At 42.6% G+C, this 18,105-nt stretch carries 10 protein-coding genes and 1 pseudogene; 5 read left to right on the top strand and 6 right to left on the bottom strand.

All coding sequences use genetic code 11. The features are described from left to right. Nucleotides 1–32 precede the first annotated feature (32 nt). Both V7L29_RS11425 and V7L29_RS11420 read right to left on the bottom strand, forming a co-directional pair. On the bottom strand, nt 33–296 hold the full coding sequence (locus V7L29_RS11425; RefSeq protein WP_334690238.1) for a hypothetical protein: 264 nt from the start codon (nt 294–296) through the stop codon (nt 33–35). Nucleotides 297–686: 390 nt separating this feature from the next. Then, nucleotides 687–1,277, bottom strand: coding sequence for a DUF1802 family protein (locus tag V7L29_RS11420; protein WP_334735529.1), 591 nt, complete (start codon nt 1,275–1,277; stop codon nt 687–689). An 84-nt stretch (nt 1,278–1,361) separates the two neighbouring features. Between V7L29_RS11420 and V7L29_RS11415 the strand changes: the two are divergent. The 5 genes and pseudogenes from V7L29_RS11415 to V7L29_RS11395 all read left to right on the top strand — a co-directional run bounded on the left by V7L29_RS11415 (nt 1,362) and on the right by V7L29_RS11395 (nt 11,521). Then, nucleotides 1,362–2,348, top strand: a pseudogene (locus tag V7L29_RS11415) (aldo/keto reductase). A gap of 1,480 nt (nt 2,349–3,828) precedes the next feature. Next, on the top strand, nt 3,829–6,612 hold the full coding sequence (locus V7L29_RS11410) for a CHAT domain-containing protein (RefSeq protein ID WP_334735528.1): 2,784 nt from the start codon (nt 3,829–3,831) through the stop codon (nt 6,610–6,612). A gap of 318 nt (nt 6,613–6,930) precedes the next feature. Continuing rightward, nucleotides 6,931–7,899, top strand: a complete 969-nt coding sequence (locus tag V7L29_RS11405) for a DUF1822 family protein (RefSeq protein ID WP_334735527.1) — start codon at nt 6,931–6,933, stop codon at nt 7,897–7,899. A gap of 182 nt (nt 7,900–8,081) precedes the next feature. Next, nucleotides 8,082–10,415, top strand: a complete 2,334-nt coding sequence (locus V7L29_RS11400) for a CHASE2 domain-containing protein (protein WP_334735547.1) — start codon at nt 8,082–8,084, stop codon at nt 10,413–10,415. Between the two features lie 206 nt (nt 10,416–10,621). Next, nucleotides 10,622–11,521 carry a DUF928 domain-containing protein gene (locus V7L29_RS11395; protein ID WP_334735526.1) on the top strand — a complete coding sequence of 300 codons (900 nt, stop codon included), beginning with the start codon at nt 10,622–10,624 and terminating at the stop codon, nt 11,519–11,521. Between the two features lie 743 nt (nt 11,522–12,264). Here V7L29_RS11395 and V7L29_RS11390 read toward each other — a convergent pair. From V7L29_RS11390 to V7L29_RS11375, 4 genes are all read right to left on the bottom strand, one after another. Further along, the gene (locus V7L29_RS11390) at nt 12,265–13,413 is read right to left on the bottom strand and encodes an AI-2E family transporter (RefSeq protein ID WP_334735525.1); all 1,149 of its coding nucleotides are present in this window, start codon (nt 13,411–13,413) and stop codon (nt 12,265–12,267) included. Between the two features lie 90 nt (nt 13,414–13,503). Beyond that, nucleotides 13,504–13,695 carry a hypothetical protein gene (locus V7L29_RS11385; protein ID WP_334689724.1) on the bottom strand — a complete coding sequence of 64 codons (192 nt, stop codon included), beginning with the start codon at nt 13,693–13,695 and terminating at the stop codon, nt 13,504–13,506. A gap of 118 nt (nt 13,696–13,813) precedes the next feature. After that, nucleotides 13,814–14,374 carry a Uma2 family endonuclease gene (locus V7L29_RS11380; RefSeq protein WP_334689725.1) on the bottom strand — a complete coding sequence of 187 codons (561 nt, stop codon included), beginning with the start codon at nt 14,372–14,374 and terminating at the stop codon, nt 13,814–13,816. 108 nt (nt 14,375–14,482) lie between these two features. Further along, nucleotides 14,483–17,554, bottom strand: coding sequence for a pentapeptide repeat-containing protein (locus tag V7L29_RS11375; protein ID WP_334735524.1), 3,072 nt, complete (start codon nt 17,552–17,554; stop codon nt 14,483–14,485). Nucleotides 17,555–18,105: the final 551 nt, after the last annotated feature.

Genomic DNA, 18,105 nt, shown 5'->3' with positions numbered 1-18,105 from the left:
ACTCCTGTACAGACGCGATTAATCGCGTCTCTCTATTGATTTGGGATTGTTGACTCTGCGTAGCTGCTGCCGCCAAACTCGTTTGCCCGTGCGCTAGGTACTAGTGTCCAACCTGCTTTGAGAAGTTTTTGATAAGTTGCCCAACCTTTAGAACCACCTGGTATTTGATAATCTGGGACTGCGAAATGTCCAAAAGCTGTGTAGGGACGCCAAGGCTGATTGGGTTCTGTCTGTAAATACAAAATTTTCTCTCCATCGCCACCAGACTTAGGTAACCAGCACATTTGTCGATGCATTGCAAACTCCTTTGCTTTTAGCTAATAACTAATGCATAACGGTAGGCTTTTGTCAAGCCACACCTTACTCTTGTGGGTTACTTTTTTGCCTAATACTTTAGACAAAGTGTAATTAAGTTCTATCCACCACAGGATAATTACTTAACAAGTCATACCCTGAGAAAGCTGCTAATAGGATACAAAGAGCAACAGCTTTCCCTCACCTTCCTTCTAGGGGAGATTTTTCTAATGTTATCCGCGCTTTTAAGGAGTGTGTGTAACAAGAACTACTATTTTAGCTAGAGTTTACAATCAGACTATTTGTTTTTCTGGTTACATAGGCGTTACTTAACCTAGATTTAGATCACCAACTTCTTGAAGAAGTCGGGGATCTGGGCAGCAAGTTGGTTATTAGAAAGATGGAGCATACAACTTATCGCCGACAATGCCGCGAATTGTCTCTACTAATTGGGTGTATGCAAAGTCAGATAAAACTGGTTTTGTTCCTTGCAACTGAGTTGGTTGATCTAAATCAATCCATGACTTGCAACCGCCGTATTTAGAATGGTAGGGAATTTCTTGTTGGGGTAGTTTATAGGTTCGCAGGAGGAGAATATAAAGCGGTTGGCGTGGTTTCCATTTGAGGCGATCGCTAATAAAATGCTCGTTCCAAATATGGAAGGGAAGCAAGGCGTTGACAATAAATTCGTCACTAACTGGCAAAATATCCGTAATTTCAGCCCAACTGCCGATGCGAACTGTCTCTGGATGCCAACCTGATGTTACTGGATAAACATGATTGGCATACTCAACTTTCAACATGAAAGCTTGTTGATGTTCATAAGTAGGGTAAAGCAAAATTTGCTTGTGGGCAACTTGGAAATGTCCATTTCGTTCATGGATACCGCCTTTGCGGAGCAACATAATTGTTTTACCGTCTTCTAAGGCATTTACGGCGACTGCCCATTCTTTGAGAGCATGAAAAGTTGTAGTCAATTCCATCACATTTACTGTAACTCTGATTTAATTTCAACCTAAAACCGATAAAGTATGAAACTGTCCAAGGAAATGAATTAGGAAGCAGTTATGGAAAAGCGAGCGCTAGGTACAACTGAAGTCCAAATCACACCTATTCTTATTGGAACTTGGCAAGCTGGTAAAAGAATGTGGGTGGGAGTTGAGGATGCTGACTCGATTAAAACGATCCGAGCCGCATTTGAAGCTGGGATCACGACAATTGATACTGCTGAAGCTTATGGTGAAGGACACTCTGAGCAAATTGTCGCCGAAGCTTTATCTGATGTGCGCGATCGCGTGGAGTATGCCACGAAAGTTTCCCCCAAGCATCTAAAGTATGAACAAGTCATTGAAGCTTGCGTAGACGCGTAGCGGCTTGTCGTTAGACATCGTTCCCTAACTAACCTGAAAACTGATTACATTGACCTTTACCAAATTCATTGGCCCTCCGGTGCTTTTAATAGTGAAATAGTACCTATTGAAGAAACTATGAGCGCTCTTAACCTGCTCAAACAGCAAGGTAAAATTCGAGCGATTGGTGTTTCCAATTTTTCCCACGCCCAATTAGCTCAAGCAGCAAATTATGGACGTATTGATAGTTTACAACCACCCTATTCTTTATTCTGGAGACAGGTAGAACAAGATGCATTGCCCTATTGTATCGAAAATAATATTTCTATCCTTGCTTATTCGTCTTTAGCACAGGGATTGTTAACAGGAAAATTTGCTCACGGTCATAAATTCGACCAAGCAGATAACCGTGCTAAAAATAAACTGTTTCAAGGCGAAAATTTTGAACATGCTCAACAAGCAATACAACAACTACGTCCTATAGCTCTTCTTCATAATTGTACCCTTGCTCAGTTAGCTTTGGCATGGTTAATTGCCCAACCCCAAACAAATGCGATTGCCGGGGCGCGTTATCCCGAACAAGCAGTAGACAACGCATTAGCCGCTCAAATCCAACTTTCTACCGTCCAATTGGCAGAAATTGACACCATTGGACGTAGTGTTACCGACCATCTTGATAACAGTCAAATTATGTGGAATTGGTGACAATGCAGTTTAGTTAGCCATACTTGTCTCTCTTTTTTGGAGACGCTTTGCGTAGCTTGCTTCCCCTTAGGAGTACGAAGATCCCTTCAACTTTCTTAAAAACAGGGTTAGGGATCAAATTTCTGGTTCTAGATTGCAAAATCTAACAAAACATCAATTTTAGTAAACTAAGGGTTGCAACTCACAAAACTAAGTGATAATTTAAATTAGTAGGACACCAAACAAAAGAAAACCAAACTAAAAGGGTAAATGACTTAGTGTTCCCTGTCATCAACCCAAGCAAATTTCAGCATATAAAGTATAGAAGTGGTAAAAAGCCTAATGTAGAAGGCAAAACCAAATCCCAAAGCGGAAAAACGCAAAAATGCTGAGTTTGTTCGTTGTTTAGTCCACCTTAGTTATTAACTTTCAATTACTTAATTAGTTTAACAATTTGAAACCTGTGAATTCGATAAAACCTGGTCAACCTTGACCAGGTTTTAGGCATTTTATTGTGATATAATTTTTATTCAGTAGGTAGGAAGTGCTGGAATTGACGCTTGAATAGCTAGTTGTGAGACTAGGATAACATTAACAAAAGATAGTTAATGTGCCCCAGAAAGGTAAAATATTTTCGTTAAGGGAATTGACTGATTTTACATATATAAACAAGTTCACATCAGTGGGCTTGTTTTTTACAATATAAACTCAAATAAAACTGTTCCGGATTCGGATTTTATCTTGGAAATTTGGTACAGTGTTTTCGTCAATATATAAGAGTTATAGCGGTTCCCATTCACATGCAGTACAACATTATATCGCTAAGTGTAAGGGCACGGCACTGTCGTGCACCTACGGGTGTAATTCACGTAAACGAGAAACGCTATAGTTGTCTGTGTTAGTAATAGAAAAATTGATAATTTAAAAACTTTTCTGTATTCATGCAGTATTAAACTTAAAAGAGGAATTTTTACGATGGAAATACAAAGCCTATTTACAAAGCTTTCTGGTTAACATTGGTTTGTATTACAGTCATGGTTGTGACTATTTTCAGATTAAGTCCTAGTTTGGCTCATTTCACGACAACGCCGCCAGCACAACTATCAGCAGCAAAAGTGACTATAGCCCATTCTGAATCACAACGTTCAGGAGGAAGGTCTCTTTATAATAGGCTAGTACCGCAAGGCGGAAATCAAAAGTCAAAAGTCAAAGGTCAAAAGTATTATGGAATAAGCTCTTTAGGGCTTTTCAATGGTCTGCTTATTTACGCCGTGCTGTACTAGGAGGCTACAACGCGATCGCTGCTGTCGTTGAGGATACTGAAAAATACGTATTTAATGACTCACAGATTAGTAAATACTTTTCATCCAAACCACGATAAATAAGATTGTGGAAGCTCAGGGATGAGTAATGGATGCAAATGGTAACATTACCCTGGTAGCCCAAACATTTACAGTTAATCCTGTGCGTTCCTGGTTATCACTTATCTCTTGTCATACTTATGACTAAAACAACTAGGATTTTCAGCGCGAATTCTGTAAAAGTTAAAAAGCAAAAGCAGCCAGAGTGTTGCCTATTTTCCCGACGCTCGTTCGCTCTTAGTGTCTCCCCAATTCTTAAAGACGCTTTTTTGCGAAGAAAGAAGACCACGCTGGCTTACTTTTTACGTTTGCTTTTGTACTTCCTGATAACTTTGCTATGCATCCTTGGTTCACCCGTGCTGGCAAAAGTTACTGGCTCAATTAATTCCTCATCCCAACTACTAATTAACAATCTGACGTTGCTGGCTGTGGCCGCTGACCCCGCCTCACTACTAGAACAGGGCAAAGTTTTATACAATGACGGAAAGTTTGCCAAGGCGGTAGAAGTGTTAGAACAAGCTGTCCAAGCATATAAGCAGCAAAGGCAGAGCCTCAGAATGGCAGTGACACTGAGTAATCTTTCCCTAGCTTACCAGCAACTTGGTGCATGGAGTCAGGCACAGCAGGCAATTACAGAGAGCCTAAATTTACTCAAAGGACAGGATAAAAACCAAAATCTGCAAATATTTGCCCAATCACTGGATATTCAAGGTCGTCTTCAACTGACAACGGGACAGGCTGAGGCGGCTTTAGAAACTTGGCGGCAGACGGAAGAAATTTACAGGCAAGCAGATAATCAAAGCGGCGTGGTGCGATCGCTAATCAATCAAGCACAGGCGTGGCGAACCCAAGGATTTTATCCTCGGTCTGTCAAAACACTCGAAGAGGTAAGTCAGACGTTAAAATCTCAACCAGACTGTATAGAAAAGACAGTGAGTTTGCGATCGCTCGGTGATGCCCTTTTGGTATTGGGTGATTTGGAAAAGTCACGCCAGGCGCTAGAAGAAAGTCTGATGATTGCTCGAAATCTGCAATCAAGCGCTGATATTGGGGCTAGTCTGTTCAGCCTGGGGAATAATGCCCGGAAACAACAGGACAAAGCAAAGGCGATCGCCTATTATCAACAAACAGTTGCAGCATCTCCCTTACCCCTGACAAAAGTCCAAGCGCAACTGAATCTTTTCGGTCTACTCATTGAAGATCAACAATGGGCAAAGGTTCAAACTCTCTTGCCGTTGATTGAGTCCCAACTCAACCAACTCCCCCTCAGTCGTGCTAGTATTTACGCTCAGGTAAACTTTGCACAAAGTCTGGCAAAAGTCAAGAGTGGTATATTACAAGCATCCAGTCATAATTCCTACTTAGGATTCAGCACAAAAGACTCAGCAGTATTACTCGCCAGCACCATTCAGCAATCCCACAGTTTAGGGGACAAGCGGGCAGAGGCTTATGCTCTGAAGAGTTTAGGCGGCTTGTACGAAGAAACCAGACAGTGGTCAGAGGCACAAGACCTTACCCGGCAAGGATTAGCTTTGGTAGAGAGCAGCAATGTACCAGAAATTACCTATACCTTGCAGTGGCAGTTAGGTAGATTGCTCAAGGCACAAAAAGATATTAATGGTGCGATCGCGGCATATGATGCTGCTGTAGACACTCTCCAGTCTGTCCGCAGAGATTTAGTAGTCAATAAAGATGTAGTAAACCAGGATGTGCAATTCAACTTCCGGGACAGCGTAGAACCCATCTACCGACAGTCAGTAGAGTTACTGCTGAAATCACAACAAGAAAAACCAGATGAAAAAATATTAGAGAAAGCACGTCAGCGGATTGAAGCACTCCAACTAGCAGAATTGGATAACTTCTTCCAGGAAGCTTGCCTACAAGGTCAGAAAGTAACCCTCGATCAAGTGGTAGAGCAAGATAATCCCACGGCTGCCATCCTCTATCCGATTATTCTTGAAAAAGAACTCCAGGTCATTGTCAAAATTCCCAAACAACCTCTGCAAAACTACACTACTCAGATTTCTTACACAGAAGTAGAGAAACTCTTAGTAGAACTGCGAAAAAATCTTGTCAATCCTACCGCTACTAAAGCCGTCCAAACCCACTCGCACCAAGTTTACAACTGGCTGCTCAAACCCATAGAGTCACAATTGCAAAAAAGTGGGGTAGATACCCTAGTGTTTGTCTTGGATGGGCCGTTACGCAATTTACCAATGGCAGCTCTCTATGATGGTAAGCAATACTTGGTAGAGAAATATGCAGTAGCTCTGAGCGTGGGTCTGCAACTCCTCAACCCTAAACCGCTGGTACAACAGCAGCTAAGAGCGCTAACCGCAGGATTAACTCAGCCGCCGCCAGGGTTTTCTAAATTTGCACCGTTGCTTGCGATCAAATCTGAATTTGACGGCATTAGCAAAGCAGGAATCTCGACAACTAGCCTACTAGATAGAGATTTTAAGAAAAAGAATTTAGAGAGTGAAATTGGTGCCACTTCATTCAACATAGTGCATTTAGCAACCCACGGTCAGTTTAGTTCCCGCCTTGAAGACACTTTTATTCTGGATTTCGATGGTCAGATTAATGTCAAGGATTTTGATACTCTCTTTAGCAGTCAGGGTAAAACTATAGTAGAACTATTAGTTTTGAGTGCTTGCCAGACAGCAACAGGAGACAGCCGTGCAGCACTCGGTCTAGCAGGAGCAGCTGTACGAGCTGGGGCACGTAGTACCATAGCCTCCCTATGGCAGATTGATGATGAATCGACGGCAATGTTTGTTACCGCCTTCTATCGAGAACTTAAGAGTGGCAAAATCACCAAAGCCGAAGCTGTCCACCATGCCCAGATGCAACTGCTGAAACATCCTAACTACAAGGCACCAAGCTTTTGGTCTGCCTATGTGTTGATTGGCAATTGGTTGTAATTTGTGAATTGGGCATTGGGGAGCCAGTGCGTTGGACGGGCAATGCCCGACTTGTACCCTTACAGGGAAGCAAGCTACGCGCAGCGTCTCCGACAGGAGAAGTAACTGGCGTCATTGGGCATAGGGCATTGGAGCAGGAGAGCACAAGAGTGGAGTTCAAAGACTCATTAAACTGATGTTGACATCAAGTTGCATTCTAAAACATATCTCCTCTGCCCCCATCCCTAATTTTCCAATAATCATTCTCTATTTTGTGGCATAAATTTAGTAAATGCGGGTGATATGTATATAGCAGCATTGATCCCTAGAGATTGACATATGAGTAACTCCACCTATCAGCTAAACGATTTCGCTTTAACATTGCCAATTTCCCAATCAGCTCGTATAACTGCCCAGCAATTTGCTAACCAGCAGCCAAATCCTGAAAAAGCAGAACAAGTCCGGCTGAATACACTGGCTGTGTGGGTGGTGAATGACTACTTGGAAATGATGGATATTCCTACTGACCTCCAAGCTAGTGATAGTTGGAACCCGATCATGCGCCTTTGTGGGAATGTAGCTGACTTAGAGGTGCCCTCAGTTGGTCGTCTTGAGTGTCGCCCTGTCCATCTGGATCAACAGATATGTTCCATTCCTCCAGAAACCTGGGAAGAACGAGTGGGTTATTTAGTAGTTCAATTTGATGAATCGCTCCAAGAAGCGAGGCTGCTTGGTTTTATCCCTAGTGTTGCAACTGAAACACTGCCTTTAGAACAACTGCAACCATTGGAAGCGTTTCTCGACCACTTGGGTCAACTGCGCCAGTCCCCAGTTAGTTCACTGGTGAATTTAAGTCAATGGTTTGCTGGTGTATTTGAGACAGGTTGGCAGACTATTGAATCCATGTGGAACGTGCCGCAACTCAGACCAACTTATGCTTTTCGCAGTACTGAAACTTTGGAACTAAATGCCTTTAACCGACCAGAATCAATTACTAAACGTGCAAAAGTGATTGATTTGGGTATCCAAATTCTCAACCAACCTGTGATGTTGATTGTGGAAATCAGCCCCGAAAAGGATCAACAAACCAATATTCATCTCCAATTGCACGCCACTGGGAATCAAATCTACTTGCCGCCAAGAGTTCATCTCACCGTCCTAGATAGTTCAGGGGCAGTATTTCTAAACGCTCAATCGAGAAAATCAGACAACTACATTCAATTACAGTTTCGCGGTGAACCTACAGAGCAATTTAGCGTTAGAGTAGCCTTGGATAATACCAGTATTACCGAACATTTTAGGATTTGAAACATGTAGCTATCTTCCCTCTTTGTTGATAATTTATTAAGTGGTAATTGGTTAATTAAAAATTAAAAATTAAAATCCAAGTCGGCTTTTAGGGATTTTGAAAGAAGTCTGTAGACGCTTGTGGAGCTTGTGATCAGACATTATAACAGGGCATGATTTTGCACAGGGAGATAGCGACAGTCATGGGTAAGTTAGTGGTTCTGAAATTCGGAGAGGGTAGTTTTGAGCAGGGGTTTGCTGTCACTCTCCAAATTGGTGAAGAACAGGAGCGTGCTGCAACAGAAATCATCGGCAGACTACCTTCATTCCCCGAAATGCCGCTCTATTATAGTCATTGGCAATCTAGTTATCGGCAGATAGGCAATCGTTATCGCCTCCATGCTGACCAAATGCAGGTGACAAATGTATCGATGATTCAAGACTGCGAAAACACTTCCCATATTTTGCGGGCACGCTTTAATACCTGGCTGCGAGCAGAGGAGTTTCGCCCTTTGAGGGAAAAATGGTTAGAAAGATTGTCGTCCACCGAAGAAGTGCGGGTGATTTTGCAAACAGAAAATAGCCAATTGCAGCTATTACCCTGGCATCTGTGGGACTTGTTAGAACGCTACCCTAAGGCTGAAATCGCCCTTTCTTCACCATCTTATGATCACATTCACAAGCCACGCACTTTAAATCAATTAGTCAACATTTTAGCAATTGTGGGCAATAGTCAGGGAATTGACACCCAGGCTGATCAAGCCTTACTGCAACAATGTAGTAATGCAGAGGTCAGCTTTCTGGTAGAACCACAACGTAAGGAATTGACTGACCATCTTTGGGGAAAAAACTGGGATATTCTCTTCTTTGCTGGGCACAGTTCTAGTAACAGAAATGGAGAAAGCGGACGAATTTATCTGAATAAAACTGATAGCCTCACCATTAGCGAGTTAAAGTACGCTCTCAGGAAAGCCATTGAAAACGGCTTGCAACTAGCTATATTTAACTCCTGTGATGGATTGGGATTGGCGCGAGAACTGGCTGATTTGCAAATTCCTCAGATGATCGTCATGCGCGAACCAGTCCCAGACCAGGTTGCTAAGGAGTTCTTAAAGTATTTTCTCGAAGGTTTTGCGGGTGGCAAGTCTTTATATCAAGCGGTACGCCAAGCGCGAGAACGTTTGCAAGGACTTGAGGATCGATTTCCCTGTGCGACTTGGCTACCAGTAATTTGCCAAAATCCAGCGCAGATACCACCCACTTGGGATGAATTAAGGTTTACAAAAACTGAAGATATACCGGATTTAGCTTTGTCTACCAGACGCAGATTTCAGACAACTTTGTTATCCAGTTTGGCGATTACAGTCTTGGTTTGTGGGCTGAGATGGCTGGGATTGCTGGAAAATCCAGAAATTCAAGCTTTTGACCAGATGATGCGATCGCGCCCTGCGGAGGGAGTTGATCCCCGACTGCTGATAATCACAATTGACGATCATGATTTGGCGACTCAAAGACAAAATGGCGAGTCCTTAATTGGAGCTTCCATTTCCGAAAAATCTCTCAACAAACTACTGGCGAAATTGAATCAATACCAACCCAGAGCGATCGGCTTGGATATCTATCGTGATTTTAAAGCCACACAACCTGATTTAATTACTCGTCTCCAAAAAACTCAGAACTTGATTGGCATATGTAAGGGAAGCGATGGTACAGTAGATATCCCAGGCAATCAGCCGCCACCAGAAATCCCCACAACAAATCTGGGATTCAGTGACTTTATTAATGATCATGATGGAGTTATCCGTCGGCATCTTTTGTTTATGAACCAAGAGGCGACATCGTTATGTCCTGCTCCCTTTGCATTCAGTCTGCAATTGGCCTCTCTCTATCTGCGTCCTTCAGGAATTCAACCAAAGTTCACTCCTCAAGGTAATTTGCAGCTGGGTAAAACTATTTTTCCAAATCTGAAATCTCGTACTGGCGGCTATCAAAATATTGATGCTAATGGCGGTCAAATCTTGCTCAACTACCGTTCTTCAAAAGAGATAGCCGAACAGGTAAAGCTAACCCAATTTTTATCTAGTCCGGTTAACCCCAGTGCGATCAAAGACAAGATTGTTTTGATTGGTGTGGTGGCAAAAGGGGATTCTCCAGACACCTGGGCTACACCCTATGGCGCTGCTTTAGATCAGCAAATGCCAGGAGTCTTAGTACAAGCGCATATGGTCAGCCAAATCCTCAGTGCTGTCCAGGATGGGCGGCCGTTGCTGCGGGTTTGGTCACTGTGGGTTGAGGTGGTCTGGATTTGGGGCTGGTCTTTGGTAGGGGGAGTTCTGGCTTGGCAAAAGCTTTCGTTCCCTTGGTTGGCATTGGCAGTCAGTATTACCTCTAGTGTTCTGTATATAGTTTGCTTTGGTCTGTTAATTTCGGGTGCTTGGGTGCCGTTCATACCTTCGGCTTTGTCGTTGGTAGCTACGGTTGTCTTGATGTCAATTTATAATTCAAAAACAAAAGTTCGGGTGGCGAGTGGAGAATAGGGGACTTCCAAATCAAAAAAGATCCAATCGCTGTGGAAGCAGTTATTGAGCAGGGGAAGAAGAATCTGATAGTTGTATTGGACACAAAAATTTGGATAATTTAATTTTTGGAGTTCTTTAGGGAATGGGGAAAGATTTTATTGATTACATTTTTAGATAACCAGCAGATAAATCTATAAGGTTTACATACTTAAGGTAGGGTTTTTATGAAGTCAAATTCACAACCGAGAAAACTGTTTTTAGTACTAGCTTTTAGCTACACCAGTTTACTAGTTAGCGTGACTCCAGTACTGGCGAAACCAATTGGTTCTTCACTTAGCGATGCCTACGGCGGGTTAAGCCTACGCTCTGATGCTAAAACGACCCTTGCTCAAATCACAACCTTTAATCAACCCACAATTCCACCTGGCCCCCCTCCTGGAGATCGCCTTCGTGGCGGAGGTAAGCGAGCCTTTAATCCACCCTCACTTCCATCTGGCCCCCCTCCTGGCGGTCGCGTTCGTGGTGGAGCGAAGCGCGGGCCGACATGTCCACTTACTAAACCTGACCTGACTGCTTTAGTGCCCTTTACTGAGCAAGCTAACTCAGTGATTAATGTCTGGGGACAAACAACAGTAGAACGCCCAAGTTGGTTTTTCTATGTGCCATATACCAAAGATTTGCCCTATGAAGTTGAATTTGTGCTGCAAGATCAGGACTTTAACGAGATTTATCAAAAAGCGATCGCTCTACCAGATAAACCAGGAGTCATCAGCGTTTCTCTGCCTACCACTGCTCCCGCTTTAGCACTAGACAAAGAATATCGCTGGTTTTTCACCATTAACTGTGACAAGCAAAAGGATTCTCCCCCGACTTTCGTCGAAGGGGTAATAAAACGAGTCGAACTGAATCCAGCCGCTCTCAAAGAGCTACAAACGGCAGAACCTCTAAAGCGCTATGCTATCTATGCCCAAAACGGCATATGGTACGAGGCACTGACGACACTGGCTCAACTGCGCCAGAAAAATCCTAAAGATGCAGCACTGCAAGCAGAGTGGCGAAATTTATTAAGCAGCATCAGCTTAGATGATATAGCAGCAGAATCGATTCTCTTGGACAAACCTTAGAAGATGTTTGAAAAGTATTTTTGGTAACATCAAACCCTCCCAAACCTAACCCCCCTTCCCTACCAGAAAGGGGGGGTTCAAAGCCTTTCGACCTTTCGAGGAGAGTAATGGAAGCGAGGTTTTTAGTATACTTTAAGACTTTTCAAACATCCTCTTAAACTAAGGGACTTCCAAAAGAAACATCCAACTCTTCTTGTCGGATAGACTGAAAACCACGAGTTTTTCAGGAAACTCGCCAAAAGTCCCAAGAGATGAAACGTTTACAAGCTTTTATTTCTGAATAAAATACAAAAGCACATCCTTTTGGTTGGAGTAAAAAGTCAACCTTGAAAGTTATCGCAAAGTGCCAAATTCCAGATTCCAATTCTACGGCTCAAATAGACCTATTAATCGCAGCTTAATTTCCGACCCTTTTTTGTGGTGACCTGTACTTAATGACTTTGTAGTGGACGTTGGATATTGTTATCGCTTAGTTACTAGGCAGAATCAACGCATAAGGCTAACGCACCACCTCTGATTCTAGGTGCGGTACTCTCGGCAATAACACAACGCCAGTACTCTCGGCAATAACACAACGCCAGTTCGCTCAAGTCGAGCCAGCCGCTTGCGTATTTTCCCCCCGTTGTACGGACTGGCGTGGGAAACCCGCCCACACGCCTGGCTCCCCTACATATACTTAGATTTTTTCACGCAATCAAATCGGATTGCCATAATTATTAATTATTAATTATGAATTATTTTGACTAATCTTCTTTTTGCAAGATATCATCAATCGGTCGCTCCTGATTAATATCAGGACTTTCTGCTGTCCAATTATCATCTACTCCGGGAGATTCAGAAACCATTACAAACTCAGTCTCTTTCGTATGGTTATTCCCCCATTTATCCAAAACATCTTTAATCAGTACTTCTTGCAACCAAATTTTAGCAACAACAGTCAGGGGTAGCGCTAGAAATAATCCTAAAAAGCCAAAGAAAGTGACGAAAAATAGCTGGGCAATTAAGGTGACAGCGGGTAGCAATGAGACTTGATGCGCCATGACAACGGGCGTGATGAAATTACTTTCAGTTTGTTGAATAAAAAAGTAGAGAATCAAGACAGCGACGGCTTTCCAAGGATCATCCAACAGGGCAATCGCCATTGCTGGTAGTACACTCATTGTTGGGCCGAGATTGGGAATTAAGTTCAAAAATCCTGCTAAAACTCCTAAAGCAAGTGCTGCTTTTACACCCAAAATAGATAAGCCAACTACACTCATCAATCCCACTACACCCATAGCAATGAGAGCGCCTGTTACCCATCCCCCCAAAGAAATTTCGCATTTATCTAAAATCCCTTCCACTCGTTGCCGATAAAATGAGGGAAAAAGCCGCACAAAGACTTTGCGGTAAGCTAGGGGGTTGGCTAATAACATTCCTGTTAAAACCAACACTAGCAAAACCTTGAGAACAACTTCTAAGGAGCCAGATACAAAGGCAAACGAGTTTCCTAGTACCCGATTGACGAAGGGCTGTACTTGTTGGATAAGGCTGTTGATATCTGGGATGTAGGAAACCAATTGGGTAGGAATACGAGTTCTCAGGGCGTCAAGCCAACTATTAAAGCGCTCAAACCCTTGGGGAACCCGATAGGTTAGTTCTTGAAATTGCCGGGCAAAAGGTGGCACAATTAGCCAGAAAAAACCTACAATCAGTGCAAAAAAGATCGCTACTGAAAAGAGGACGGCAAATCCACGTCTTATGCCTAAGCGTTGGAAGCGTTTTGCTAGCCGATTTAAGGTAGTGGCTAAGACAACTGCGGCAAACATTAGCAAAAGCACTTCTCGAATTTGCCACAGAATGTATAAAGAAAGAACTATGGCGATTAAGCCGATCCATTGACCGAGTTTCACAGGCTGACTTCCAACGGTTGGCGAGATGCAATTTTGTTGTAATTCAGTTAGGTTAGCCGATTTTAGGAAGTTGTGCGTAAATGATTTGAGTTAATTCTGTTTCTGTGCTTGGAATCGCCACAGTAGCGCGATCGCCATAATCACAATCGGCAACAATACTATTATCAACGCGTTGGTTGCTGTCGCCGGAATTGATAGACTTGGCGCTGCATACTTAATTAATAGCGATAACAAAGCCGAGAGTAAAAGCAGTTTCAGAACAAATCCTAGTTGATTTTCCATAAAAGCACGGCAATACAAATTTTTGGAGTATGCACGAGTTGGGGCTATACCGCCCAGTTTCTACAATAAACCTACAGATATAATCCTTTCCAACTTTCTCTAGGAAATGCGTTCTTTTTCACGTCAAACTCAACCAGCCAAAAACTTGTTCTACAGTCAGTTCCAACTCAATACCCTCCAGGATGGGTAATTTATCAGCAGCTTCGTATAATTCCACTCGCACTCCCGGAAAAATCCCCAGCACACTTTCGTCTTCTGGGTTGATTAACCAGCCTAATTCAGTACCATTGCGCGAACAATGCAATAATTTACTCAATACTTTTGTGAACTTTTGGTCTGGGGAAAGAATCTCAATTGCCCAGTCAGGATGAATTTCAAAGCGATTAACAATTCTGCCAGATGGAGTTTTAGGAATTCTATCCCAGCGAAACATAGAGACATCAGGGACGATAGAAGCACCGCCGAAGGTACAACGTAGTTCGGGCAAAGCCAAAGCAATTTTTTGCCTTTCGGTTATCTGATTGATGACATGACAAGATTCTCCCCGCAGTAGGCTATGTTCACCTTGGGGCATTGGTTTTTGAATGATTTCCCCGTTGATAAAATCTGATGCTGGCTCAGTTTCTGGCAGTTTGAGGAACTCGTCTAAAGTTAATTGGGGTTGAGTTGCGATCGCCATAAGTGAGTGAAATAGAGGGGATGGTTTTATTATGCGCGTTAGCGATGATCGCCTATACGGTCAGCCCAATTGCGCCAGATGTTGAGGCGCTGAACTTGAACGGATACATCAACCCTCAACCTGTCGCAGTTTCTCCAATTCTTCTGGTGTCAGGGGATTATTTCCTGACTTTAATGCTTCTATCCAGCGTAGCCGTCGCTGCTTCACATCATTTGAGTAATTAAGTGCGCCACTGTCTACAACAGCCTGAAAGTCTTCTAATGCCCCTACCAAGTCGCCTGTCAAAACTCTAGCCAGTCCTCGACTGTCTTGGGAGGCTTTATTATCAGGGTCTAAGGTAACAGCTTTTTCACAGATTTTGAAAACACCTTGAGCATAACCGTGTAAACAGCCAACCCAGCAAATACTATTCCAAAATTCAGCAGAGTTTCTTAAACTCTGGTCAAGTATTTGGGCTTGTTTGAAAGCTTCCTGTGCTTCTTTAATTTTGCCTTCTCTCACCCAACTGAAGCCCTGGCTCAAGGAAACCGCAGCCGCAAAAGCTTTGTCTTGCGACAACTCTGGAGATACACCAACTGCTTCATGTAGCCCCTTAGCATTAAACCATTTTGTGTCACTGTTCCATACAACTGCTTCAAGGTTGGCACGACTGAAGTTGGCATTGCTGAGGTTGGCATTGTTGAGGTTAGCATCGCTGAGGTTAGCAGCGCTGAGGTCGGCATCACTGAGGTCTGCGTCGCTAAGATCCGCTTCGTTGAGGATTGCGTTGCTGAGATTTGCCCCCTTGAGGTTTGATCCCTTGAGGTTTGTCTGAGCTAAGTACGTATAAATAAGGTTAGCGTTAGTGAGGTTTATGCCGCTGAGATTAGCATACTCTCCGAAACTTGCATCAAGAAGATCTGCATAACTAAGGTCTGCATAACTAAGGTCTACCATACCAAAGTCGGCAAGATAGAGATATGCACCACTAAGGTCTGCACCATTAAGGTCTGCACCACTAAAGTCTATCTGCCTAAGATCAGCATCACTAAGATTGACCTTAGAAAGAAATTGTCCTACTTTAAATGGAAATTCTGCAACTGTTATGCAATTACTATAGTTAATAATGCGAAGCAACCTGTTTCTATCAAAACCTTCTTGATTCTTTTGACCACAAGGATAAAAAACTATTTTGTTTTTCAGTTCATCTCGCTGTTGAGCATAGCGATGCAACTCTAACAGCAAAATCATCACATTCAGCCCTGTACAAACATCCACCTGTCGTAATCCCAACTGATTTTCTCGCTCTGGTAACTGCTCCCGTAATTGTTTTTTCTTTATCAGAGGCAGGTTTGCATCTTCTGCATCAATAAATTCCCCATCGCACCAACGAAAGTAGAAATCCTCTAATCTTCGGAAAAGTTGACACAAGCGTTCTACATCGTGAAATTCTGAACTCTCAGCCAACAACCCCATCAAATATTCGATAATCTCAGGCGTTAAATTTCCATACCCGAATAAATCGTAAATTTGCTTATCCATTACCTCCGTGGTAATAAAGTCACGCTTGTTTACCTTCGTTATCCAATCCACAAAGCTTTTGAGTAACCGTTCTGCGAATAAAAATTCGCTAAAACTCTTGTGAACAAACTCTACTGAACCGCCTTTATCACCAGAGGCTGGTTTAATATAAAATGCCGTCAACAGATTATTGAGTAGCTTATCTTGTTGATTTTTTTCCGAGGTATTCTCCTGTCTGGCATCCTGAATTAACTTTGCAGCTGGGTTGTTGCTGTCTTTGAGCCGTGCTTCTAACATCGTCACTCTGGCAGATTCATTCCCAGACTGCACCACACACAAAGCGGCTTCCGTGAGAAACTGCCGTAAATCCTCACTTTCTAATCCAGTCAAGCGGGAGTTATCATTCTGATTTTCACTGTTACGCTGTTTTTCTAGTACCCACTTCACCGATTCGTCATAAATGCGGATTTTTGCCTTAATAGCGTCTGTGCCTGCAAACATTTGGACATTGAGACGGTTCTCTCGGTGCATCCGTGCCAGTAAATAAAGCAGTAAGGGTTCTCGTGCTAGTTTATTTTTGACTTCATCAGGGCAGGCCTGCAAAAATTTTTCAAACTCACTCTTGTTAACTTGAGCCGCAATTGCCCATTTTTCCAGCCATTTTTGCTGAAGTGAATCATCCATTGGCTGAAGTTCAACGCGCTTCAAGCTTTTGGTTTGTGAAAGTAGCCGCTCAATTCCTTGCAGTGCTAGGGGACGACCAGTAATCAAAAACTGATGATGGCAAAGGCGATCTTTTTGAAACTGCTCCACCTGTTCCAGAAATTCCTTCAAGCCGCCACTGGCTCGTCCTTCTAGTAATAACTCGTCAAACCCATCTAGTAAAAACAAAAACCGAGTATTTTTATCTGTCAGCCAGCCTGAATCACTGGTGACAAAATCAACGTGTTGTAAATAATCTTCAATATTCAGATTTTTCTCTAGCTTTTCTTTTCCTCCGGCGCTATACCACTTCCAAAGTTTGTCCGCTTTCTCTCCAACTTCTACCAATGCGTCTTGCATATTTTCATCAGTGTGACGCGCCACCCTTTCAGTGAAGGTTTTTGCTTCTGCCTCGGATAATCCGGCTTCTTGCAAGCGTTGCTGTAAAATCTGATTAAATGATTCTGCTAGTTGAGATTCGTGAAAATAGAGAATAGCTTTTTTCACTTCCCGCTCATCAAATTCTTGCTCACCTAATTTATGAATCTGAAAAGCTAAAGTCTCAGAAGCTTCACGGTTTTGATCAATTTTCTGAAGTAATTCCGAATCTTGTTTGAGAATATCCTGAAAGCTATCTATGTAGGCAGCCTGACTAACTAGTAGCACACAGTTTTCTAAACTTGGCTCTTTGTTAGTTGCATCAATAATGAACTTGAGGATGGTAATGGCGATGGGTGCAAAGGGAATTACTTCTTTGGTAATTTGACCGAGAGGAGAATTAAATACATCTAATAGCGATGAAATTTGTTCTACATAAGGTTTGAAGTTTTGAACATTGGGTTTTTGCTCCTTGATTGCTTTTGCCAAATCAAGCACGGCTTTCGCTGCTTCGGCTCCAGTCTTTGTTACCTCTACGCTTTGTCCCCAGTTCAAATCCTGAATGTTTCGCAAAAACTTCCAGAGTTTCGTCATTGCCATAGACTATTCTCCAACAGCATCAATTTGGTAAAAATGCACCTGTTTAGCGCTTCTTGTTTGTATGCAATAAATTTTGACCTCTCTCCAAACCTCTCTCCTAAAAGGAGAGAGGCTTTGAGGTTTATTTCCGTTCCCTTGTAGGGAAGGGGTTGGGGGTTAGGTCTATATTAAACTTAACTAAGAACCGCTATATTACTTAACTTATAGTCAACCAGCTAAAAACTTGTTTAACTGTCAGTTTTAACTTGGTATCTGTGAATGTAGGCAACTGATAAGCTATTGTATATAATTTCACTCGCTGCTTGGAAACGCTGTTAGCAGAGTTTTAAGTTTCACACAGAGGCGCAGAGACGCAGAGAGTTTTTAAATTTTGTTGTTCACGAGTATTAAAGACTCATTAATGGAGTTCAAAGACTCTTTAACGGAGTTCAAAGGCTCATTAATGGAGTTCAAAGGCTCATTAATGGAGTTCAAAGACTCATTAATGGAGTTCAAAGACTCATTAATGGAGTTCAAAGACTCATTAATGGAGTTCAAAGACTCATTAATGG

It is taken from the genome of Nostoc sp. (genome assembly GCF_036916575.1).
In the GTDB taxonomy this organism is placed as follows: domain Bacteria; phylum Cyanobacteriota; class Cyanobacteriia; order Cyanobacteriales; family Nostocaceae; genus Nostoc.
The sequence above is the reverse complement of the archived record's forward strand: the minus strand, read 5'-3'. Positions and strand labels throughout refer to the sequence as shown.

What these genes read in the sequence shown, in the direction of transcription:
- V7L29_RS11410 (WP_334735528.1), top strand. Translation starts at nt 3,829, where the DNA reads ATGACTAAAACAACTAGGATTTTCAGCGCGAATTCTGTAAAAGTTAAA.
- V7L29_RS11380 (WP_334689725.1), bottom strand. Translation starts at nt 14,374, where the DNA reads ATGGCGATCGCAACTCAACCCCAATTAACTTTAGACGAGTTCCTCAAA.
- V7L29_RS11385 (WP_334689724.1), bottom strand. Translation starts at nt 13,695, where the DNA reads ATGGAAAATCAACTAGGATTTGTTCTGAAACTGCTTTTACTCTCGGCT.
- V7L29_RS11375 (WP_334735524.1), bottom strand. Translation starts at nt 17,554, where the DNA reads ATGGCAATGACGAAACTCTGGAAGTTTTTGCGAAACATTCAGGATTTG.
- V7L29_RS11425 (WP_334690238.1), bottom strand. Translation starts at nt 296, where the DNA reads ATGCATCGACAAATGTGCTGGTTACCTAAGTCTGGTGGCGATGGAGAG.
- V7L29_RS11395 (WP_334735526.1), top strand. Translation starts at nt 10,622, where the DNA reads ATGAAGTCAAATTCACAACCGAGAAAACTGTTTTTAGTACTAGCTTTT.
- V7L29_RS11405 (WP_334735527.1), top strand. Translation starts at nt 6,931, where the DNA reads ATGAGTAACTCCACCTATCAGCTAAACGATTTCGCTTTAACATTGCCA.
- V7L29_RS11400 (WP_334735547.1), top strand. Translation starts at nt 8,082, where the DNA reads ATGGGTAAGTTAGTGGTTCTGAAATTCGGAGAGGGTAGTTTTGAGCAG.
- V7L29_RS11420 (WP_334735529.1), bottom strand. Translation starts at nt 1,277, where the DNA reads ATGGAATTGACTACAACTTTTCATGCTCTCAAAGAATGGGCAGTCGCC.